This is a genomic window from Nocardioides allogilvus, from assembly GCF_003047285.1.
GTDB classification, from domain to species: domain Bacteria; phylum Actinomycetota; class Actinomycetes; order Propionibacteriales; family Nocardioidaceae; genus Nocardioides; species Nocardioides allogilvus.
On sequence record NZ_PZYX01000005.1, the window covers coordinates 1 to 16,144 of the forward strand.

At 70.3% G+C, this 16,144-nt stretch carries 15 protein-coding genes; 7 read left to right on the top strand and 8 right to left on the bottom strand.

Annotated elements, in window-relative coordinates:
- Positions 1–106 precede the first annotated feature (106 nt).
- Positions 107–1,009, top strand: a complete 903-nt coding sequence (locus C9J87_RS09615; RefSeq protein ID WP_010832869.1) for a RecB family exonuclease — start codon at positions 107–109, stop codon at positions 1,007–1,009.
- A 3-nt stretch (positions 1,010–1,012) separates the two neighbouring features.
- Here the strand turns inward: C9J87_RS09615 and C9J87_RS09620 are convergent, their stop codons facing one another.
- Together C9J87_RS09620 and C9J87_RS09625 are read right to left on the bottom strand one after the other, a co-directional pair.
- Positions 1,013–1,654: an HAD family hydrolase gene (locus tag C9J87_RS09620; RefSeq protein WP_010832868.1), complete on the bottom strand. Its 642-nt coding sequence runs from the start codon at positions 1,652–1,654 to the stop codon at positions 1,013–1,015.
- Complete coding sequence (locus C9J87_RS09625; protein ID WP_010832867.1) at positions 1,651–2,001, bottom strand: hypothetical protein; 351 nt, start codon at positions 1,999–2,001, stop codon at positions 1,651–1,653. Before C9J87_RS09625 ends, C9J87_RS09620 begins: the two co-directional genes overlap by 4 nt.
- 95 nt (positions 2,002–2,096) lie before the next feature.
- Here C9J87_RS09625 and C9J87_RS09630 point away from each other — a divergent pair, with 95 nt between their 5' ends.
- The 3 genes from C9J87_RS09630 to C9J87_RS09640 are packed head-to-tail and all read left to right on the top strand — an operon-like array spanning position 2,097 to position 4,851.
- On the top strand, positions 2,097–2,942 hold the full coding sequence (locus tag C9J87_RS09630; RefSeq protein ID WP_036492733.1) for an SDR family NAD(P)-dependent oxidoreductase: 846 nt from the start codon (positions 2,097–2,099) through the stop codon (positions 2,940–2,942).
- The gene (locus C9J87_RS09635) at positions 2,939–4,120 is read left to right on the top strand and encodes a zinc-dependent alcohol dehydrogenase (protein WP_036490654.1); all 1,182 of its coding nucleotides are present in this window, start codon (positions 2,939–2,941) and stop codon (positions 4,118–4,120) included. The genes C9J87_RS09630 and C9J87_RS09635 overlap by 4 nt, the downstream gene beginning before the upstream one ends.
- Positions 4,121–4,161: 41 nt before the next feature.
- Entirely contained in the window at positions 4,162–4,851 is a 690-nt protein-coding gene (locus C9J87_RS09640) for a histidine phosphatase family protein (protein ID WP_107705426.1), read from the top strand.
- Here the strand turns inward: C9J87_RS09640 and metH are convergent.
- Positions 4,833–8,513: a methionine synthase gene (gene metH / locus C9J87_RS09645; protein ID WP_198652328.1), complete on the bottom strand. Its 3,681-nt coding sequence runs from the start codon at positions 8,511–8,513 to the stop codon at positions 4,833–4,835. The genes C9J87_RS09640 and metH overlap by 19 nt on opposite strands.
- A 238-nt stretch (positions 8,514–8,751) precedes the next feature.
- Between metH and C9J87_RS09650 the strand changes: the two genes are divergently transcribed.
- Positions 8,752–9,597, top strand: a complete 846-nt coding sequence (locus C9J87_RS09650) for a PAC2 family protein (protein ID WP_036490652.1) — start codon at positions 8,752–8,754, stop codon at positions 9,595–9,597.
- Here the strand turns inward: C9J87_RS09650 and mshC are convergent, their stop codons facing one another.
- From mshC to C9J87_RS09670, 4 genes are read right to left on the bottom strand one after another with little or no spacing between them, the layout of a single operon-like run.
- A complete protein-coding gene (gene mshC / locus C9J87_RS09655) occupies positions 9,598–10,842 on the bottom strand; it encodes a cysteine--1-D-myo-inosityl 2-amino-2-deoxy-alpha-D-glucopyranoside ligase (RefSeq protein ID WP_107705427.1) in 1,245 nt (414 codons plus the stop codon).
- A 19-nt stretch (positions 10,843–10,861) separates the two neighbouring features.
- Positions 10,862–11,620, bottom strand: coding sequence for an SCO1664 family protein (locus C9J87_RS09660; protein WP_269801731.1), 759 nt, complete (start codon positions 11,618–11,620; stop codon positions 10,862–10,864).
- The gene (locus tag C9J87_RS09665; RefSeq protein ID WP_036490648.1) at positions 11,617–12,201 is read right to left on the bottom strand and encodes a DUF3090 domain-containing protein; all 585 of its coding nucleotides are present in this window, start codon (positions 12,199–12,201) and stop codon (positions 11,617–11,619) included. Before C9J87_RS09665 ends, C9J87_RS09660 begins: the two co-directional genes overlap by 4 nt.
- A gap of 9 nt (positions 12,202–12,210) precedes the next feature.
- Positions 12,211–12,936 (bottom strand): histidine phosphatase family protein, encoded by a 726-nt coding sequence (locus tag C9J87_RS09670; RefSeq protein WP_107705428.1) that lies wholly within the window; start codon positions 12,934–12,936, stop codon positions 12,211–12,213.
- A 130-nt stretch (positions 12,937–13,066) separates the two neighbouring features.
- Here C9J87_RS09670 and corA point away from each other — a divergent pair, with 130 nt between their 5' ends.
- Positions 13,067–14,044 carry a magnesium/cobalt transporter CorA gene (gene corA / locus C9J87_RS09675; protein ID WP_107705429.1) on the top strand — a complete coding sequence of 326 codons (978 nt, stop codon included), beginning with the start codon at positions 13,067–13,069 and terminating at the stop codon, positions 14,042–14,044.
- Positions 14,041–15,270 carry an MFS transporter gene (locus C9J87_RS09680; protein ID WP_232820016.1) on the top strand — a complete coding sequence of 410 codons (1,230 nt, stop codon included), beginning with the start codon at positions 14,041–14,043 and terminating at the stop codon, positions 15,268–15,270. Before corA ends, C9J87_RS09680 begins: the two co-directional genes overlap by 4 nt.
- Here the strand turns inward: C9J87_RS09680 and C9J87_RS09685 are convergent.
- On the bottom strand, positions 15,260–16,084 hold the full coding sequence (locus C9J87_RS09685) for an undecaprenyl-diphosphate phosphatase (RefSeq protein ID WP_107705430.1): 825 nt from the start codon (positions 16,082–16,084) through the stop codon (positions 15,260–15,262). The two genes, C9J87_RS09680 and C9J87_RS09685, sit on opposite strands and share 11 nt — an antisense overlap.
- Positions 16,085–16,144: the final 60 nt, after the last annotated feature.

The following is a 16,144-nucleotide window of genomic DNA, read 5'->3' on the forward strand; positions in this document are numbered from 1 at the left end:
TGGCTCCATCACTACAATCACCACCGCGGCCACACCGCACTCAAAGGCAAGTCACCCGCCGACCGCGTGCCCAACCTGTCCGGACAGAACACCTAGGGTGCGCCTCATGCACCGACAGTCGCCCGCCGAGATCGTCTCCACCCCGGTCGACGGGGTCGACGTGCTCGGTGCGCTCTCGCCGAGCCGGGCCGGCGACTTCATGACGTGCCCGCTGATGTATCGCTACCGCACCATCGACAAGCTGCCCGAGCAGCCGTCGGTCGATGCCGTGCGCGGCACGGTCGTGCACAAGGTCCTCGAGGACCTCTTCGACCTGCCTCCTGCCGATCGCACGCCCGATGCCGCCGCCGACCTGCTCGTGCCGTCCTGGGACGCGTTGCTGGCCGAGGCTCCGGAGCTGGCCGAGATGTTCGGTGGCGAGGGCCCCGACGTGGCGTCGTGGCTCACGAGCTGTCGCGAGGTCCTGACGCGCTACTTCACGCTGGAGGACCCGCGGCGCCTCGAGCCCGCGGAGCGCGAGCTGTACGTCGAGGCGCTGCTCGACTCCAAGCTGTTGCTGCGCGGCTTCGTGGACCGGATCGACGTCGCGCCCGACGGCCGGATCAGGGTGGTCGACTACAAGACCGGGACGGCTCCCGGCGAGGCCTTCGAGGCCAAGGCGCTCTTCCAGATGAGGTTCTATGCGCTGGTCATCTGGCGCACCCGCGGCGTCGTCCCGGCGATGCTGCAGCTGGTCTACCTCGGCAACGGCGAGCTGCTGCGCTATGCACCGGACGAGGACGACCTGCTCGCGACCGAGCGCAAGGTCGAGGCGATCTGGCGCGCGATCTCGGAGTGCAAGGAGACCGGTGAGTGGCTCCCCCACCGGTCGCGGCTGTGCTCGTGGTGCTCGTTCAAGGCCCACTGCCCGGAGTTCGGGGGCACGCTCCTGCCGATGCCCGAGCGGCTGCCTGTCCCCGATCCGGCCGGCGACCTCGACACCGACGAGGGTGTCGTCACCGCGCCCTGAGGGCTACAGCGAGGCCAGGTCCGCCGCGGTCATCCCGACGAGCGTGTCGCGGAAGACCCGGCGCTCACCCTCGAGGATCGGGACGTGGTTGGGCACGCACAGCACCAGGCAGCCCGCGGCCTCCCCCGACTTGGCGCCGGTGTTGGAGTCCTCGATCGCCACGCAGTCCTCGGGAGCGACGCCGAGCTCGGCGGCGGCCGTGAGGTAGGGCTCGGGGTGCGGCTTGCCGAACTCGACCCGGTCGCCGGTCACGAGCGTCGCGAACGTGTCGGCCGGCAGGTGCTCGAGGATCGGCGCGACGAAGCGCTGCCACGACATCGTCACGAGCGCACACGGCACGTCGTTGGCCCGCAGGTCGGCCAGCAGCTCACGCGCGCCCGGGCGCCACGGCACCGACTCGCGCACTCGCTCGACGACCCCGTCGAGGAGCTCGTCGACGATCTCCTGGGGTGTCAGGTCGATGCCCATGTGCACCCGGATGTAGACGCCCGACTCGAGCAGCGCATTGCCCACGAGGTTGAGGGCGTGCTCGTCGGACCAGGTGCCGCCGTACTTCTCCGCCATCGCGTATTCCGTGGCGATCCAGTAGGGCTCGGTGTCGACGAGGGTTCCGTCCATGTCCCACAGGACCGCGGCGAGAGTCACGCATGGATCCTGACACGCAGCGACGCGTCACGTTCCACCGCCCAGTTCAGGCCACCGCCGACCCCGATGCCGAGCGCCGCTCCCCCGAGCGCGTCGATCGGGTGGTGCGCTGGGAGGATCCACGGTGTGCCCAGCTGCTGGACCAGCCGCACGGGCACCGGTTCGGACGCGTGGTCGTTCAGCGTCTCGAACACCCACCGATCAAGGGGCGGGTGTCGGTCGGCGCCCAGAGCGGCGAGGCTCGTGACGGCCATGCCCGCCGCGCAGGCTGCGGCATCGCTGCGGCGTCCACGCGGACCCCAGCCCGCGTCAGGGGCCGTCAGGTTCGACTGCAGCAGCGTGCTCACCCCTCCACACCGGACGACTCGTGGGGCTGCGATACCCGTGTCCGGCTGCGCGCATGCGCCGCATGCCGCCGGCCCGAATGGGCACCGTCCTCGACATGACAGACGACTCCGACCTCCCTCCCCCGTCCGATCGCGGCCTGGCCGTCGTCACGGGCGCCTCGACCGGCATCGGGCGGGCCTTCGCCGAGATCTTGGCGTCCGAGGGCTTCGATCTCGTGATCGCCGCCGACGAGGGCCTGATCCACGACGTCGCCGACGACCTCAGGGTGACGGGGCGACGCGTGACGTCGGTGCACGTCGACCTCTCCGCCGGGGTGGGCGTCGAGCACCTGCACGAGGTGGCCATGGCACAGCCCGGCCCGGTGACGGTCGGGATCCTCAACGCGGCCATCGGTGTGCACGGCCGGTTCGACGAGGCGGACATCGAGGCGCAGCTGAGGTTGATCGACCTCAACGTCCGCTCGACCGTCCACCTGGCCAGCCTCCTCACCCGCGACATGGTGATGCGTGCGCAGGGCAGGTTGCTGTTGGTGTCGTCCATCGCCGGGAAGGGCCCGGGCCCGGGCCACGCGACCTATGCCGCGTCCAAGGCGTTCGTGCACTCCTTCGCGGAGGCGATCCGCCACGAGCTTCGTGGGACCGGGGTCTGCGTCACCTCGCTGCTCCCGGGCCCGACGGACACCGCGTTCTTCGAGCGGGCCGGAATGCAGCACACCAAGGTGGCGCAGGGCCCGAAGGACAGCGCCGAGACCGTGGCCCGGCAAGGCTTCGACGCCCTGATGGCAGGCAAGGACCAGGTGGTCGCGGGCGCTGCCCGCAACAGGGTGCAGGCGGCCGGTGCAGGCCTGGTGCCCGACCCCTTGGCGGCGGGCTTCGCCGCCCGACAGACACAGGAAGACGACGACACGGTCGCCGAGGACCGCGGAAGGAGCAAGGGATGAAGGCAGTGACATGGCAGGGGCGGCACGACATGCAGGTCCGGGAGGTGCCGGACCCGGAGATCCAGGAGCCGACCGACGTGGTCATCGACGTCACGTCGACCGGCCTGTGCGGCTCCGACCTGCACCTCTACGACCCCCTCACCCCGTTCATGACCCCCGGTGACATCGTCGGCCACGAGGCGATGGGAGTCGTGCGCGAGGTCGGCGCCGCCGTCACCCGCCTCGAGGTCGGCGACCGCGTCGTCGTCCCGTTCAACATCAGCTGCGGCGCGTGCTGGATGTGCGAGCGAGGCCTCTTCAGCCAGTGCGAGACCACGCAGAACCGCGAGCACGGCACGGGCGCGAGCCTGTTCGGCTACAGCAAGCTCTACGGCCAGGTCCCCGGCGGGCAGGCCGAGGCCCTCCGGGTCCCCTTCGGCGACACGTTGCCGATCAAGGTGTCGCACGGACCCGTCGACGACCGCTTCGTGTTCTTGTCCGACGTCCTGCCGACCGCGTGGCAGGCGGTGGAGTACGCCGATGCCGACCCGGACGCGACGCTGCTCGTCATCGGGGCCGGTCCGATCGGCGACATGGCCTCCCGGATCGCGATCCACCGCGGGCTGCGCGTGATCAGTGTCGACTCGGTGCCCGAGCGTCTTGGCCGCGCCCACGCGATCGGGGCGGAGCCCATCGACATGTCCGAGGTGGAGGACGTACCCGCCCGGGTGCGTGAGCTGACCGACGGCCGCGGCGCGGATGCCGTCATCGACGCCGTGGGCATGGAGGCGCACGGCTCGCCGGTGGCGGAGACGGCGCAGAAGGCGCTGGGGCTGCTCCCCAAGAAGGTCCAGGAGAAGGTCATGCTGACCGCAGGGTCCGACCGGCTGGCGGCGCTCCACACCGCCATCGACGCCGTACGGCGAGGCGGGACCATCAGCATCTCCGGCGTCTACGGCGGGGCCACCGACCCGTTGCCGATGTTCCAGCTCTTCGACAAGCAGGTGCAGCTGCGCATGGGCCAGGCCAACGTCCGCCGCTGGAGCGACGACATCTTGTCGTTGCTGGAGGAGGACCAGGACCACCTGGGCGTGGAGGACTTCGCCACCCACCACCTCCCGCTCAGCGACGCACCCGAGGCCTACCGCAGCTTCCGTGACAAGGAGGGCGGCATGGTCAAGGTGGTCTTCACCCCATGAGGGCTGGGCGTCGGGCACGTGGTGCCACCTAGGCTGGTCGCATGCGCTTGCTGCTGCTCCGCCACGGTCAGACCCACTCCAACGTGTCCGGCGCCCTCGACACCGCCTTCCCCGGCGCCGCGTTGACCGACCTCGGCCGCCGCCAGGCCGACGCGGTCGTCCAGGCCCTCGACGGCACGAGCATCGACACCATCGCCGTCTCCAACCTCCTGCGCACCGCCGAGACCGCGCACCCGATCGCGACCGCTCTCGCCCTCACACCCGCCGAGCACGACGGGCTGCGCGAGATCACCGCCGGCGACTTCGAGATGCGAGCCGACGAGGAAGCGGTCTTCGGCTTCCTCGGCACCATCGCCGACTGGCTCGACGGCGACCTCGACCTCCGGATGCCGGGCGGCGAGACCTGCACCGAGTTCCTCGCGCGGTACGACGACGCGATCGCCCGCGTCTGCACGGACGGTGTCGCCGCGGCGCTGGTCGTCAGCCACGGTGCCGCGATCCGCACCTGGGTCACCCACCGAGCGAGCGGCGAGCACGCCCCGATCCACGAGGGCCTGCACAACACCGGCTGCATCGTCCTCGACGGCAGCCCGGAGGAGGGCTGGGCCATCGTGGCGTGGGACCGCGAGCCGATCGGCGGCGACTGGCTCGACGACGAGCAAGCGCCCGACCCGACGGGTGGCGACCTGGACCCGGACGACGAGGTCCCCGATCAGTCCTCGGGGTCGTAGCCCAGGTTGGACGACAGCCAGCGCTCGGCGGTCGGCAGGTCCCAGCCCTTGCGCTCGGCGTAGTCGGCGACCTGGTCGCGACCGAGCCGGCCGACGACGAAGTACTGCGACTGCGGGTGCGAGAAGTACCAGCCGCTGACCGACGCACCGGGCCACATGGCCATGGACTCGGTGAGCTCGATGCCGATCTTGTCGACGTCGAGCAGCGTCCACAGCGTCGACTTCTCGGTGTGCTCGGGGCAGGCGGGATAGCCCGGAGCAGGGCGGATGCCGACGTACTTCTCCCCGATCAGGGCCTCGTTGTCGAGCTGCTCGTCGGGCAGGTAGCCCCAGAACTCCTTGCGGACCCGCTGGTGCATCCGCTCGGCGAACGCCTCGGCGAGCCGGTCGGCGAGCGACTCGAGCAGGATCGCGGAGTAGTCGTCGAGGTCGGCCTTGAACTCCATGATCTTGTCGGTGCTGCCGAGGCCGGCCGTGACGGCGAAGCCGCCGACGTAGTCCTGCAGCCCGGACTCGACCGGCGCGATGTAGTCGCCGAGCGAGCGGTTGGGGATGCCGTCTCGGTGCTCGCCCTGCTGGCGCAGGTGGTGCAGTGTCGTGAGGACCTCCGTGCGCGACTCGTCGGCGTACACGATCGTGTCGTCACCGGACGCTGCCGCCGGGAAGAACCCGATGATGCCGTTGGCGGTGAGCCACTTCTCCTCGATGATGCGGTCGAGCATGACCTGCGCGTCGTCGTAGAGCTTGCGCGCGGTCTCGCCCGCCGTGGGGCTGTTGAGGATGTCGGGGAACTTGCCCTTCATCTCCCAGGCGTTGAAGAACGGCTGCCAGTCGATGTAGTCGCGCAGCTCGGCGATGTCGTAGTCCTCGAAGACCTGGACACCCAGCTGGACGGGTGTCGGCGGGACGTAGCCGTCCCACTCGATGGGCGTGCGGTTGGCGCGCGCGGCGTCGAGCGAGAGCATCGGCCGGTCGTGCTTGGTGGCGTGGCGGGCTCGCAGCGAGTCGTAGTCGAGCTTGACGTCGGCCATCAGCTTGGGGCGCAGCTCGTCGCTGAGCAGGGCGGCCGCGGTCGGGACCGACCGGGACGCGTCCTTGACCCAGATGACCGGCCCGTCGTACTTCTTGTCGACCTTGACCGCCGTGTGGGCGCGCGAGGTCGTCGCGCCGCCGATCATCAGCGGGATGGTCATGCCGGTGCGCTGCATCTCGCCGGCGAAGTGGACCATCTCGTCGAGCGAGGGCGTGATCAGGCCGGAGAGGCCGATGATGTCGGCGTCGTGCTCCGCGGCGGCGTCCAGGATCTTCTGCGCAGGCACCATCACCCCGAGGTCGATGACCTCGTAGTTGTTGCACTGCAGCACGACGCCGACGATGTTCTTGCCGATGTCGTGGACGTCGCCCTTGACGGTCGCCATCACGATCGTGCCGTTCTTCGTCTCGGCGTCGCCGGGCTGCTTCTCGGCCTCGATGAAGGGCAGGAGGTAGGCCACGGCCTTCTTCATCACCCGGGCGCTCTTGACCACCTGCGGGAGGAACATCTTGCCCGCGCCGAACAGGTCGCCGACGACGTTCATGCCGTCCATGAGCGGGCCCTCGATCACCTCGATCGGGCGGCCGCCCGCGGCCGAGATCTCGGCGCGGAGCTCCTCGGTGTCCTCGGTGACGTGGGCATCGATGCCCTTCACCAGGGCGTGGGTGATGCGCTCGCGGATCGGCAGTGAGCGCCACTCGGCGGCGGCCTTCTCCTCGACGGCGTCGGTAGCGCGGTACTTCTCCGCGATCTCGAGCAGCCGCTCGGTCGCCTGCATCGGGTCGGGCAGGCGGTTGAGGATGACGTCCTCGATCGCGTCGCGCAGCTCGGGGTCGATGCTGTCGTAGGTCACCAGCGCACCGGCGTTGACGATGCCCATCGAGAGCCCGGCCTGGATGCCGTAGTAGAGGAAGACGGCGTGGATGGCCTCGCGTACGGCGTTGTTGCCGCGGAACGAGAACGACACGTTGGAGATGCCGCCCGAGATCTGTGCGCCCGGGAGGTTCTCGCGGATCCAGCGGGCAGCCTCGATGAAGTCGACGCCGTAGTTGGCGTGCTCCTCGATGCCCGTGGCGACGGCGAACACGTTGGGGTCGAAGATGATGTCCTCGGCCGGGAACCCGACCTCGTCGACCAGGATCTTGTAGGCGCGCTCGCAGATGCGCTTGCGGCTGTCGAGGTCAGCGGCCTGGCCGTCCTCGTCGAAGGCCATGACGACCACGGCGGCGCCGTACTTGCGGCACAGGCGGGCGTGCTCGCGGAACGTGTCCTCGCCCTCCTTCATGGAGATCGAGTTGACGATCGGCTTGCCCTGCACGCACTTGAGGCCGGCCTCGATGATCTCGAACTTCGACGAGTCGACCATGACCGGCACCCGGCTGATGTCGGGCTCGCTGGCGATCAGCTTGAGGAAGCGGTCCATGGCGACGACGCCGTCGATCATGCCCTCGTCCATGTTGACGTCGATGACCTGCGCGCCGTTCTCGACCTGCTGCAGGGCGACGCTGAGCGCAGTGTCGTAGTCGCCGGCCTTGATCAGGTTGCGGAACTTCGCCGAGCCGGTGATGTTGGTGCGCTCACCGACGTTGACGAACAGGCTGTCGTCATCGATGGTGAACGGCTCGAGCCCGGCCAGTCGCATGGCGACCGGGACCTCGGGGACCTCGCGGCGGGGCTTGCCGTCGACTGCCTTCGCGATCTCCGCGATGTGAGCGGGGGTGGTGCCGCAGCAGCCGCCGACGATGTTGACGAAGCCCGCTTCAGCGAACTCGCCGATGATCGCCGAGGTCTCGGCCGGCGCCTCGTCGTACTCACCGAAGGCATTGGGGAGGCCGGCGTTGGGGTAGCACGACACGAAGGTGTCGGCGATGCGGCTGATCTCTTCGATGTAGGGGCGCATCTCCTTGGCGCCCAGGGCGCAGTTGAGACCGACGGCGATCGGCTTGGCGTGGCGCACCGAGTTCCAGAAGGCCTCGGTCACCTGGCCCGAGAGCGTGCGCCCGGAGGCGTCGGTGATGGTGCCGGAGATGATCACGGGCCAGCGGCGGCCGTACTCCTCGAACAGCGTCTCGACGGCGAAGATCGCGGCCTTGGCGTTGAGGGTGTCGAAGATCGTCTCGATGAACAGCAGGTCGGAGCCGCCGTCGAGGAGTCCCCGACCGGCTTCCTTGTACGCCGCGACGAGCTGGTCGTAGGACACGTTGCGCGCGGCCGGGTCGTTGACGTCGGGCGAGATGGAGGCCGTGCGGGTCGTGGGGCCGAACGCACCGGCGACGAATCGCGGCCGACCCGGGTCCTGGGCAGTGACGGCGTCGCACTCGAGGCGCGCCAGCCGGGCGGACTCGTAGTTGAGCTCGTAGGCGAGCGCCTCCATGCCGTAGTCGGCCAACGAGATCGCGTTGGCGTTGAAGGTGTTGGTCTCGATGATGTCGGCGCCGGCCTCGAGGTACTCGCGGTGGATGCCGGCGATGATCTCGGGCCGCGTGAGCGTCAGGAGGTCGTTGTTGCCCTGGACGTCGCTGGGCCAGTCGGCGAAGCGCTCGCCCCGATATCCGGCCTCGTCGGGCCGGTCGCGCTGGATGGCCGTCCCCATCGCGCCATCGAGCACCACGATCCGCTCGTTGAGCATGGCGGTCAGGAGCTCCGTCGCGTCCGGACGGTGGTCCGGGGTGATCGACTCGGCGGTGAGGGCGGGCAGAGCAGTCACAGGCCTCGAGACTCCAATCGATGAGGCGTCCAGCCTACGGAGCGCCGTCCACACTACGGACGGCAATTCCACGTGCTGGACGCGGGACACCGATGCTTCCACCGCGCCCCGCGGCAGCGAAATCGGCGCCGCCTCGTGGGCGGCCAACTAGGGTGTGTGGGTGATCGAGTTCGACGACGTGCAAGACCTCGTCTCCCCCGTGGTCATCGCTGCTTTCGAGGGCTGGAACGACGCCGCCGATGCAGCCTCCGGAGTGGTCGATCACCTGATGGAGGTGTGGGACGCGAAGGTAGTGGGCGCGATCGATCCCGAGGAGTTCTACGACTTCCAGGTCAACCGCCCCATGGTCGGGACCGACGAGCACGGCCACCGCCGCCTCAGCTGGCCGACGACCCGGATCGCGATCGCCTCGCCTCCCGACCTCGACCGCGACGTCATCCTGATCCGCGGCATCGAGCCCAACATGCGCTGGCGCCAGTTCTGCGCGGAGCTGCTCGCGGCGTGCGACGACCTCGGCAGCCAGCTCGTGATCACCCTCGGCGCGCTGCTGGCCGACTCGCCCCACACCCGGCCGATCCCGGTGACCGGCAGCGCCACCGAGCCCGACCTCGTCGACCGGCTCAAGCTCGAGCAGTCGACCTACGAGGGCCCGACCGGCATCGTCGGCGTCTTCCAGGACGCCTGCATCCAGCTGGACATCCCTGCAGTGTCCTACTGGGCGGCCGTGCCGCACTACGTCGCCGCTCCGCCGTGCCCCAAGGCGACCCTCGCCCTGATCGGCCAGCTCGAGGACCTCCTCGACTGCTCCATCCCGCTCGGCGAGCTGCCCGACGATGCCCGCGCCTGGGAGCGCGGGGTCGACGAGCTCGCCGAGGAGGACGAGGACGTCGCCGACTACGTCCGCTCGCTCGAGGAGTCGCGCGACACCGCCGACCTGCCCGAGGCCAGCGGCGAGGCGATCGCCCGCGAGTTCGAGCGCTACCTCAAGCGGCGCACCGAGGACTGATCAGAGCAACAGGCCGAGCGCCGCGTCGAGCACGGGCTTGAGGGTCGCGGCGGCGTCGGGATCGCTGTTGTCGGCGAGGCCGTGGGCGGTGTCGCCGAGCGTCGAGGCGGCCCACTCGTCGATGGCCGCGACGGCCGTGGGGGCGTCGAGGTCCTCGGCGAGCGCGGCGAGTACGGCGCTGACGACCGGTGCAGCGGGCGCACCCGCGCCCAGGGAGAGCGCCTTGCGCCACTGGGTCACGGTGTCGACCGCGGCCCACAGCTGCTCGTCGGTCCACTCCCAGTCGCTGCGGTAGTGGTGGCGCAGCAGCACCATGCGGATCGCCATCGGGTCGACGTCACTGAGGCGCAGCGCCGAGACGAAGACGAGGTTGCCCTTCGACTTCGACATCTTCTCGCCGTCGTAGGCCACCATCCCGGCGTGGGCGTAGGCCCGCGCGAACGGCTGGCCCGGCTCGGCGACCTGCGCCTCGCCGGCGCACATCTCGTGGTGCGGGAAGATCAGGTCGCTGCCGCCGCCCTGGACGTCGAAGGCGGTGCCGAGGTGCTCCAACGCGATCGCGGTGCACTCGATGTGCCAGCCCGGCCGGCCGGGACCGAAGGGGCTGTCCCACGAGGGCTCGCCCTCGCGCTTGCCGCGCCACACGACGCAGTCGAGCGGGTCCTGCTTGCCCTCGCGCTCGGGGTCTCCCCCGCGCTCGCCGAAGATCCGCAGCATCTCGTCGCGCGACCAGCCGGAGACGCCGCCGAAGTCGGTGTCGGCCGTGACGGAGAAGTAGAGGTCGGTGTCGACCTGGTAGATCGCGCCGGCCTCCTGCAACCGCACGATGAGGTCGATGACGAGCGGGATCGACTCGACGGCGCCGACGTAGTGGTCGGGCGCGAGGATGCGCAGCGCCTGCATGTCGTTGCGGAAGAGCTCGGTCTCCCGCTCGGCCAGCTCCACCCAGTCGATGTTGACCTTGGTGGCCCGCTCGAGCAACGGGTCGTCGACGTCGGTGACGTTCTGGACGTAGGCGACCTCGTGACCCGCCGAGCGCCAGGCGCGGTTGAGGAGGTCGAAGGCGAGGTAGGTCGCCGCGTGCCCCATGTGCGTCGCGTCGTAGGGCGTGATGCCGCAGACGTAGAGCCGGGCGGGGCCCTCGGGCCGGGTCTCGACCAGGCCACCGGAGCTGGTGTCGTGGATCCGGACAACGGGACCGGTGACAGTCAGGTCAGGGACCTCAGGAGATGACCACGAACGCATGGCGGGCAGCCTATCCGGCTCAGAATGGCGGCCAGGGGATGACCGGCCACTCGTCGCGTGGGGAGGGGAGCTCGTCGGCCGCGAGCAGGGCGTGGCAGCGGCGCTCGAAGGCCTCGATCTCCGCCGGTGTGACGTGCTCGGACAAGGCGTCGCCGAGCGAGCCGCCCACCTCCGCGAGCACGCGGCGTACGCCCTGCCTCTCGTCCTCGCGCAGTCGCTCGCCCAGCCAGCCCCACAGGACGGTGCGCAGCTTGTGGTCCACGTGGAAGGTCAGTCCGTGGTCGACGCCGTAGCGGTGGCCGTCGGTCATCGCCAGCACGTGACCGCCCTTGCGGTCGGCGTTGTTGACGAGCACGTCGAACACGGCCATCAGCCGCAAGGGGGTCGAGTCCTCATGGACGAGCGACACCTGCCGGTCGTGGGCGTCCACACCGTCGAAGACGTGGAGGAAGCCCGCGGGCGGCTGACCTGCTGGCACGAGGTCCACCGCGGCCTGCGCCGGGTCGGGCTCCTGCCAGACCTGCACCATGCCCGGTCCGTGCGGCCCGTCGCGCAGGATCGTGCGCGGCACGATGTTCCAGCCCAGGGCCTCGCTGACGAGGTGGGTCGCAACCTCCCTCCCGGCGAGGGTGCCGTCGGGGAAGTCCCAGAGCGGGCGCTCCCCCGCGATCGGCTTGTAGACCACCCGCAGGCCGTCGATCTCACCGACGAAGGTGGCGTTGGAGGCAGGCATCACCCGGCCGTGGAGCGTGAGCTCACCGGCGAGCGGATCGCTCACGACTGCTGCGGGTCGCGGCGGCGGAAGCCGTTGGCCCGCACGCAGAGGTGGCCGTCGGGGTCGATGGGGTTGCCGCAGAACGGGCAGTCGGGACGGCCCGCCCCGATCACGCGGCGCGCCCGGTCGACGAAGGCGCGCGCGGCCCCGGCCGTGAGCCGCACCAGGAAGATCTCGTCGGGCTCGGGCTCCTCCAGCTCCTCCTCGAGCTGGTCGGGCGAGACGACCGCGGCCTCGGTGAAGGGGAACACCTCGATGACGATCCGCTCGGTCGCGAGGTCCCACGAGAGCGTCATGGTGCCGGCGCGGAACTCCTCCTCGATCGGCTGCTCGAGCGGCAGCTTGTCGATCAGGTCGAAGGGCGCCACCGCCGGGATCAGCGCCGTGTTGTCGGCTGCCCGCATCACCTCGTCGAGCAGCTCGTCGATGCGCTCGGCCAGCGCCTCCACCTGCTGCTTCTCGAGCGCGACGCTGGTGAGGCGGGCACCGTCGCGGGCCTGGAGGAAGAACGTGCGGGCGCCGGGGGGACCGACAGTGCCGACGACGAAGCGCTCCGGCGGGTCGAAGGCATGAACCAAGGGCATGTCGTCAGCCTAGCCAGCCGGGGTGGGCCCGGATCCCCCGCCGACGACGGCGTCGTCGTCGCTCTTCCGGCGACGGCGCTTCGGTGCGGCCGGCGCAGGTGGGGTGAGCCAGGACAGGTCGCCCGCGGAGGTGTTGGTCCCGAGGACGTAGGGCCGGGCCTCGGTGTAGCGCACGATCGACACCGAGGCCGGATCGACGTGGATGCGCTGGAAGAGGTCGAGGTGGGTGCCGAGAGCGTCGGCCAGGATCGCCTTGATCACGTCGCCGTGGCTGACCGCCACCCAGACCGCGCCGGGCCCGTGTTCCTCCTCGACGCGACGGTCGTGGCGGCGTACGGCCTCGACGGCACGGTCCTGCATCGCCCGCATCGACTCCCCACCCGGGAAGGTAGCGGCAGACGGCTGGGCCTGGACGACCTTCCACAGCGGCTCCTTGGCGAGGTCCTTGATCGCACGGCCCTGCCACTCGCCGTAGTCGCACTCGCTCAGCTTGCGCTCGGTGCCGAGCTCGAGCCGCGTCGGCTGCGCGCCGGCGATGGTCCTGGCGGTCTGCTTGCACCGCTCGAGAGGGCTGGTGACGACGGCCGCAACCCGCACCCCTGCCAACCGGGCCGCGGTCGCCGCGGCCTGCTCGTGGCCGTGCTGGTCGAGCTTCACGCCCGGCAGCCGGCCGGCCAGCACACCGGTCGCGTTGGCAGTCGAACGGCCGTGTCGGACGAGGATCACCGTTGCCATGTCGTGACCCTAGCCGGGCACGAGGCACGAGTGCCTGGCGTGGGGAGGGAGATTGAGCAAGCCCGCGTCCGAGCCCGCGAGGGCGCGACGGCGCGACGAAATCCGTGGGCCTGCCACTAGCCTGACGATCGTGATCGTCGACAACGCCCTCTACCACCAGGGAGTGCGCGTCCCGCTGGACGGCGACGACCCGAGCCTGGGGCAGGCGCGGGTGCCGTGCGGCCCCGGCGACTTCCAGTGGGTCGGCATCCACGACCCGACCCCGGCCGAGCTGGAGCAGATCGCCGCCACCTTCGACCTGCACCCGCTCGCGGTCGAGGACTCGGGCGACTCCCACCAGCGCCCGAAGGTCGAGCGCTACGGCGACACGCTCTTCATGGTGCTCAAGACTCTGTGGTACGTCGATGAGTTCGACGCCGTCGAGACCGGGGAGATCAACGTCTTCGTCGGCCCGGATTTCGTCGTGACCGTCCGCCACGGCGAGGGGATCAACCTGGCGACGTCGCGCCGCGACCTCGAGCAGCGCGCGCAGGTGCTCGAGCACGGCCCGATGGCGGTGATGTATGCCATCTGCGACCGCGTCGTCGACGAGTACGAACGTGTCGGCGCGGCCCTCGAGGAGGACGTCGACGAGGTCGAGGAGTCCGTCTTCTCCCCCACCCGCACCAACGACTCGGCCCGCATCTACACGCTCAAGCGGGAGATCGCGGAGGTACGCCGAGCCGTGATGCCGTTGCGAGAGCCGATGCGCCGCTTCGCCACCGGCCAGATGGACGGCGTGGACGAGGAGACCGCGACCTACTTCCGCGACGTCGTCGACCACCTCCACCGCGTCGTCGAGGTCGTCGACAACCTCGACGGGTTGCTGTCGACCGCGTTCGACGCCCACCTCGCCAGCATCTCGGTGCAGCAGAACGACGACATGCGCAAGATCTCGGCCGGTGCAGCACTGGTCGTGGTGCCCACCCTGATCGCCGGGATCTACGGCATGAACTTCGACCACATGCCCGAGCTGCACTGGGCCTACGGCTACCCCTTCGCCATGGCCCTGATGATCGGTGTCTCCGCCGCACTCTTCGCGTTGTTCAAGAAGTCCGGCTGGTTGTGAGCTCCGCGCCCGTCGCCGCGGCGCCCCGCCTCAGTGCGTGGCAGGTCGTCTGGTGGTTCGGCTTCGTCAGCCTTGCCGCCGACATGGTCTACGAGGGTGCACGCTCGATGTATGGCCCCATCCTGGCCGCCCTCGGCGCCTCCGGCCTGGTCGTGGGCCTGGTCACCGGTGCCGGCGAGGCGATGGCGCTGGTGCTGCGGCTGCTCTTCGGCCCGGTAGCGGACCGCACCGGGCGCTACTGGTCGCTGACGATCATCGGCTACGGCCTGACCGCCGTGTGCGTGCCGCTGCTGTGGTTCGCCCCGCGGCTCGGCACGGCCGGACTCGCCTTCGCGATCGTGCTGATCCTGCTCGAGCGCCTCGGCAAGGCCGTCCGCTCGCCGTCGAAGTCGGCCCTGCTCGCCCATGCGGCGGGCGCCGTCGGGCGCGGCCGGGGCTTCGGAGTGCACAAGGCGCTCGACCAGGTCGGGGCGTTCTCCGGTCCCCTGGTGGTGGCCGCAGTCGTCGCCGGCGCGTCCATCTGGGCCGGGATGGCGGTGCTCGCCGTCCCCGGCGCGATCGCGATGGTGCTGCTGGTCGTCCTGTGCCGGCGCGTGCCCGACCCGTCCGTCTACGACCCCTCAGCCTCTCCGGCCGCGCCCGAGCCCTCGCGACGCTGGTTCGCCGAAGCGGTCGGCGTCGGCCTGCCGCCGGTGTTCTTCCGCTACGCCCTGGCCTGCTCGCTGACGACCGGGGCGCTGGTCACCTTCGGGATCATCGGGTACCACCTGACCGTCGACGGGCTCGTGCCCGTCGCGGCCGTGCCGCTCGTCTACGCCGGCGCGATGGCCGTGGAGGCGGTCGCGGCGCTGGTCGTCGGCTCGGTCTACGACCGCACCGGGGCGAAGGTGCTGTTCGTCGTGCCGGTGCTCGTCGCCATCGTGCCCGCGCTCGCCCTCGGCGGCTCGTACGCGCTCGTGCTGGTGGGGGTCGCGGTCTGGGGCTTCGCCCACGGCGTGCAGGACTCCACCATCAAGGCGGCCGTCGCCGATCTCGTGCCGGCGCAGCGTCGCGCGACGGCGTACGGCGTGTTCGCAGGCATTCAGGGTGCGTTGGCGATCGCCGGTGGGGCCGGCGCCGGGTGGCTCTACGACCGGTCGTTGCCCGCCCTGGTGATCGCCGTCGCGCTCAGCCAGCTGGTCGCGCTGGCGCTGCTCGCCACCACGCTGCGCCAGGTCAGGCGTTGAGGACGCCCGCACCGACCAGGATCAGGGTGGCCGAGCCGAGCACCACGCGGTAGAGCACGAACGGCGTGTAGGACTTGGTCGAGACGTAGCGCAGCAGCCAGGCGATGGCGGCGTAGCCGACGACGAAGCTGACGATCGTGGCGACCAGGGTCGGGCCCCAGCCGTAGGCGTTGCTGCCGCCGGGGATCTCCTTGAGCTCGAAGAGCCCCGCGCCGACGACCGCCGGGATCGCGAGCAGGAAGGCATAGCGGGTGGCGGCCTCGCGCTCGTAGCCGAGAGCCCGGCCCATCGAGATCGTCGCGCCGCTGCGCGAGACGCCCGGGATCAGGGCCATCGCCTGCGCGAGCCCCATCAGCACGGCGTCGCGCAGGGTGATGTTGGCGATCTTCTTGTCGTTGCGCGAGAACCGGTCGGCGATCCCCAGCACGATGCCCATCACGATCAGGGTCGTGCCGATGATCCACAGGTTGCGGAAGTCCTTCTCGATGACGTCCTTGAGCAGGATCCCCAGGATCACGATCGGCAGCGAGCCGATGATGATGAACCAGCCCATCCGGGAGTCGAGGTGTCCGCGCCATTCCGGCTTGAACAGCGAGAGCACCCACGCCTTGCCGATCCGCCAGATGTCGTGGCGGAAGTAGATCAGGACCGCGAGCTCGGTGCCGATCTGGATGACGGCGGTGAAGGCCGCGCCCGGGTCGCCCCAGCCGAAGAGCTCGGGGAAGATCCGCAGGTGGGCGCTGCTGGAGATGGGAAGGAACTCGGTGAGGCCCTGAATGGTGCCGAGCACCACGGCCTTGAGCAGGTCGAACACGTCGCAGGAGCCTACGTGCCGCGAGTACGGCGAGCCGTGGGGGCTCGCTCGGCCCGCGTG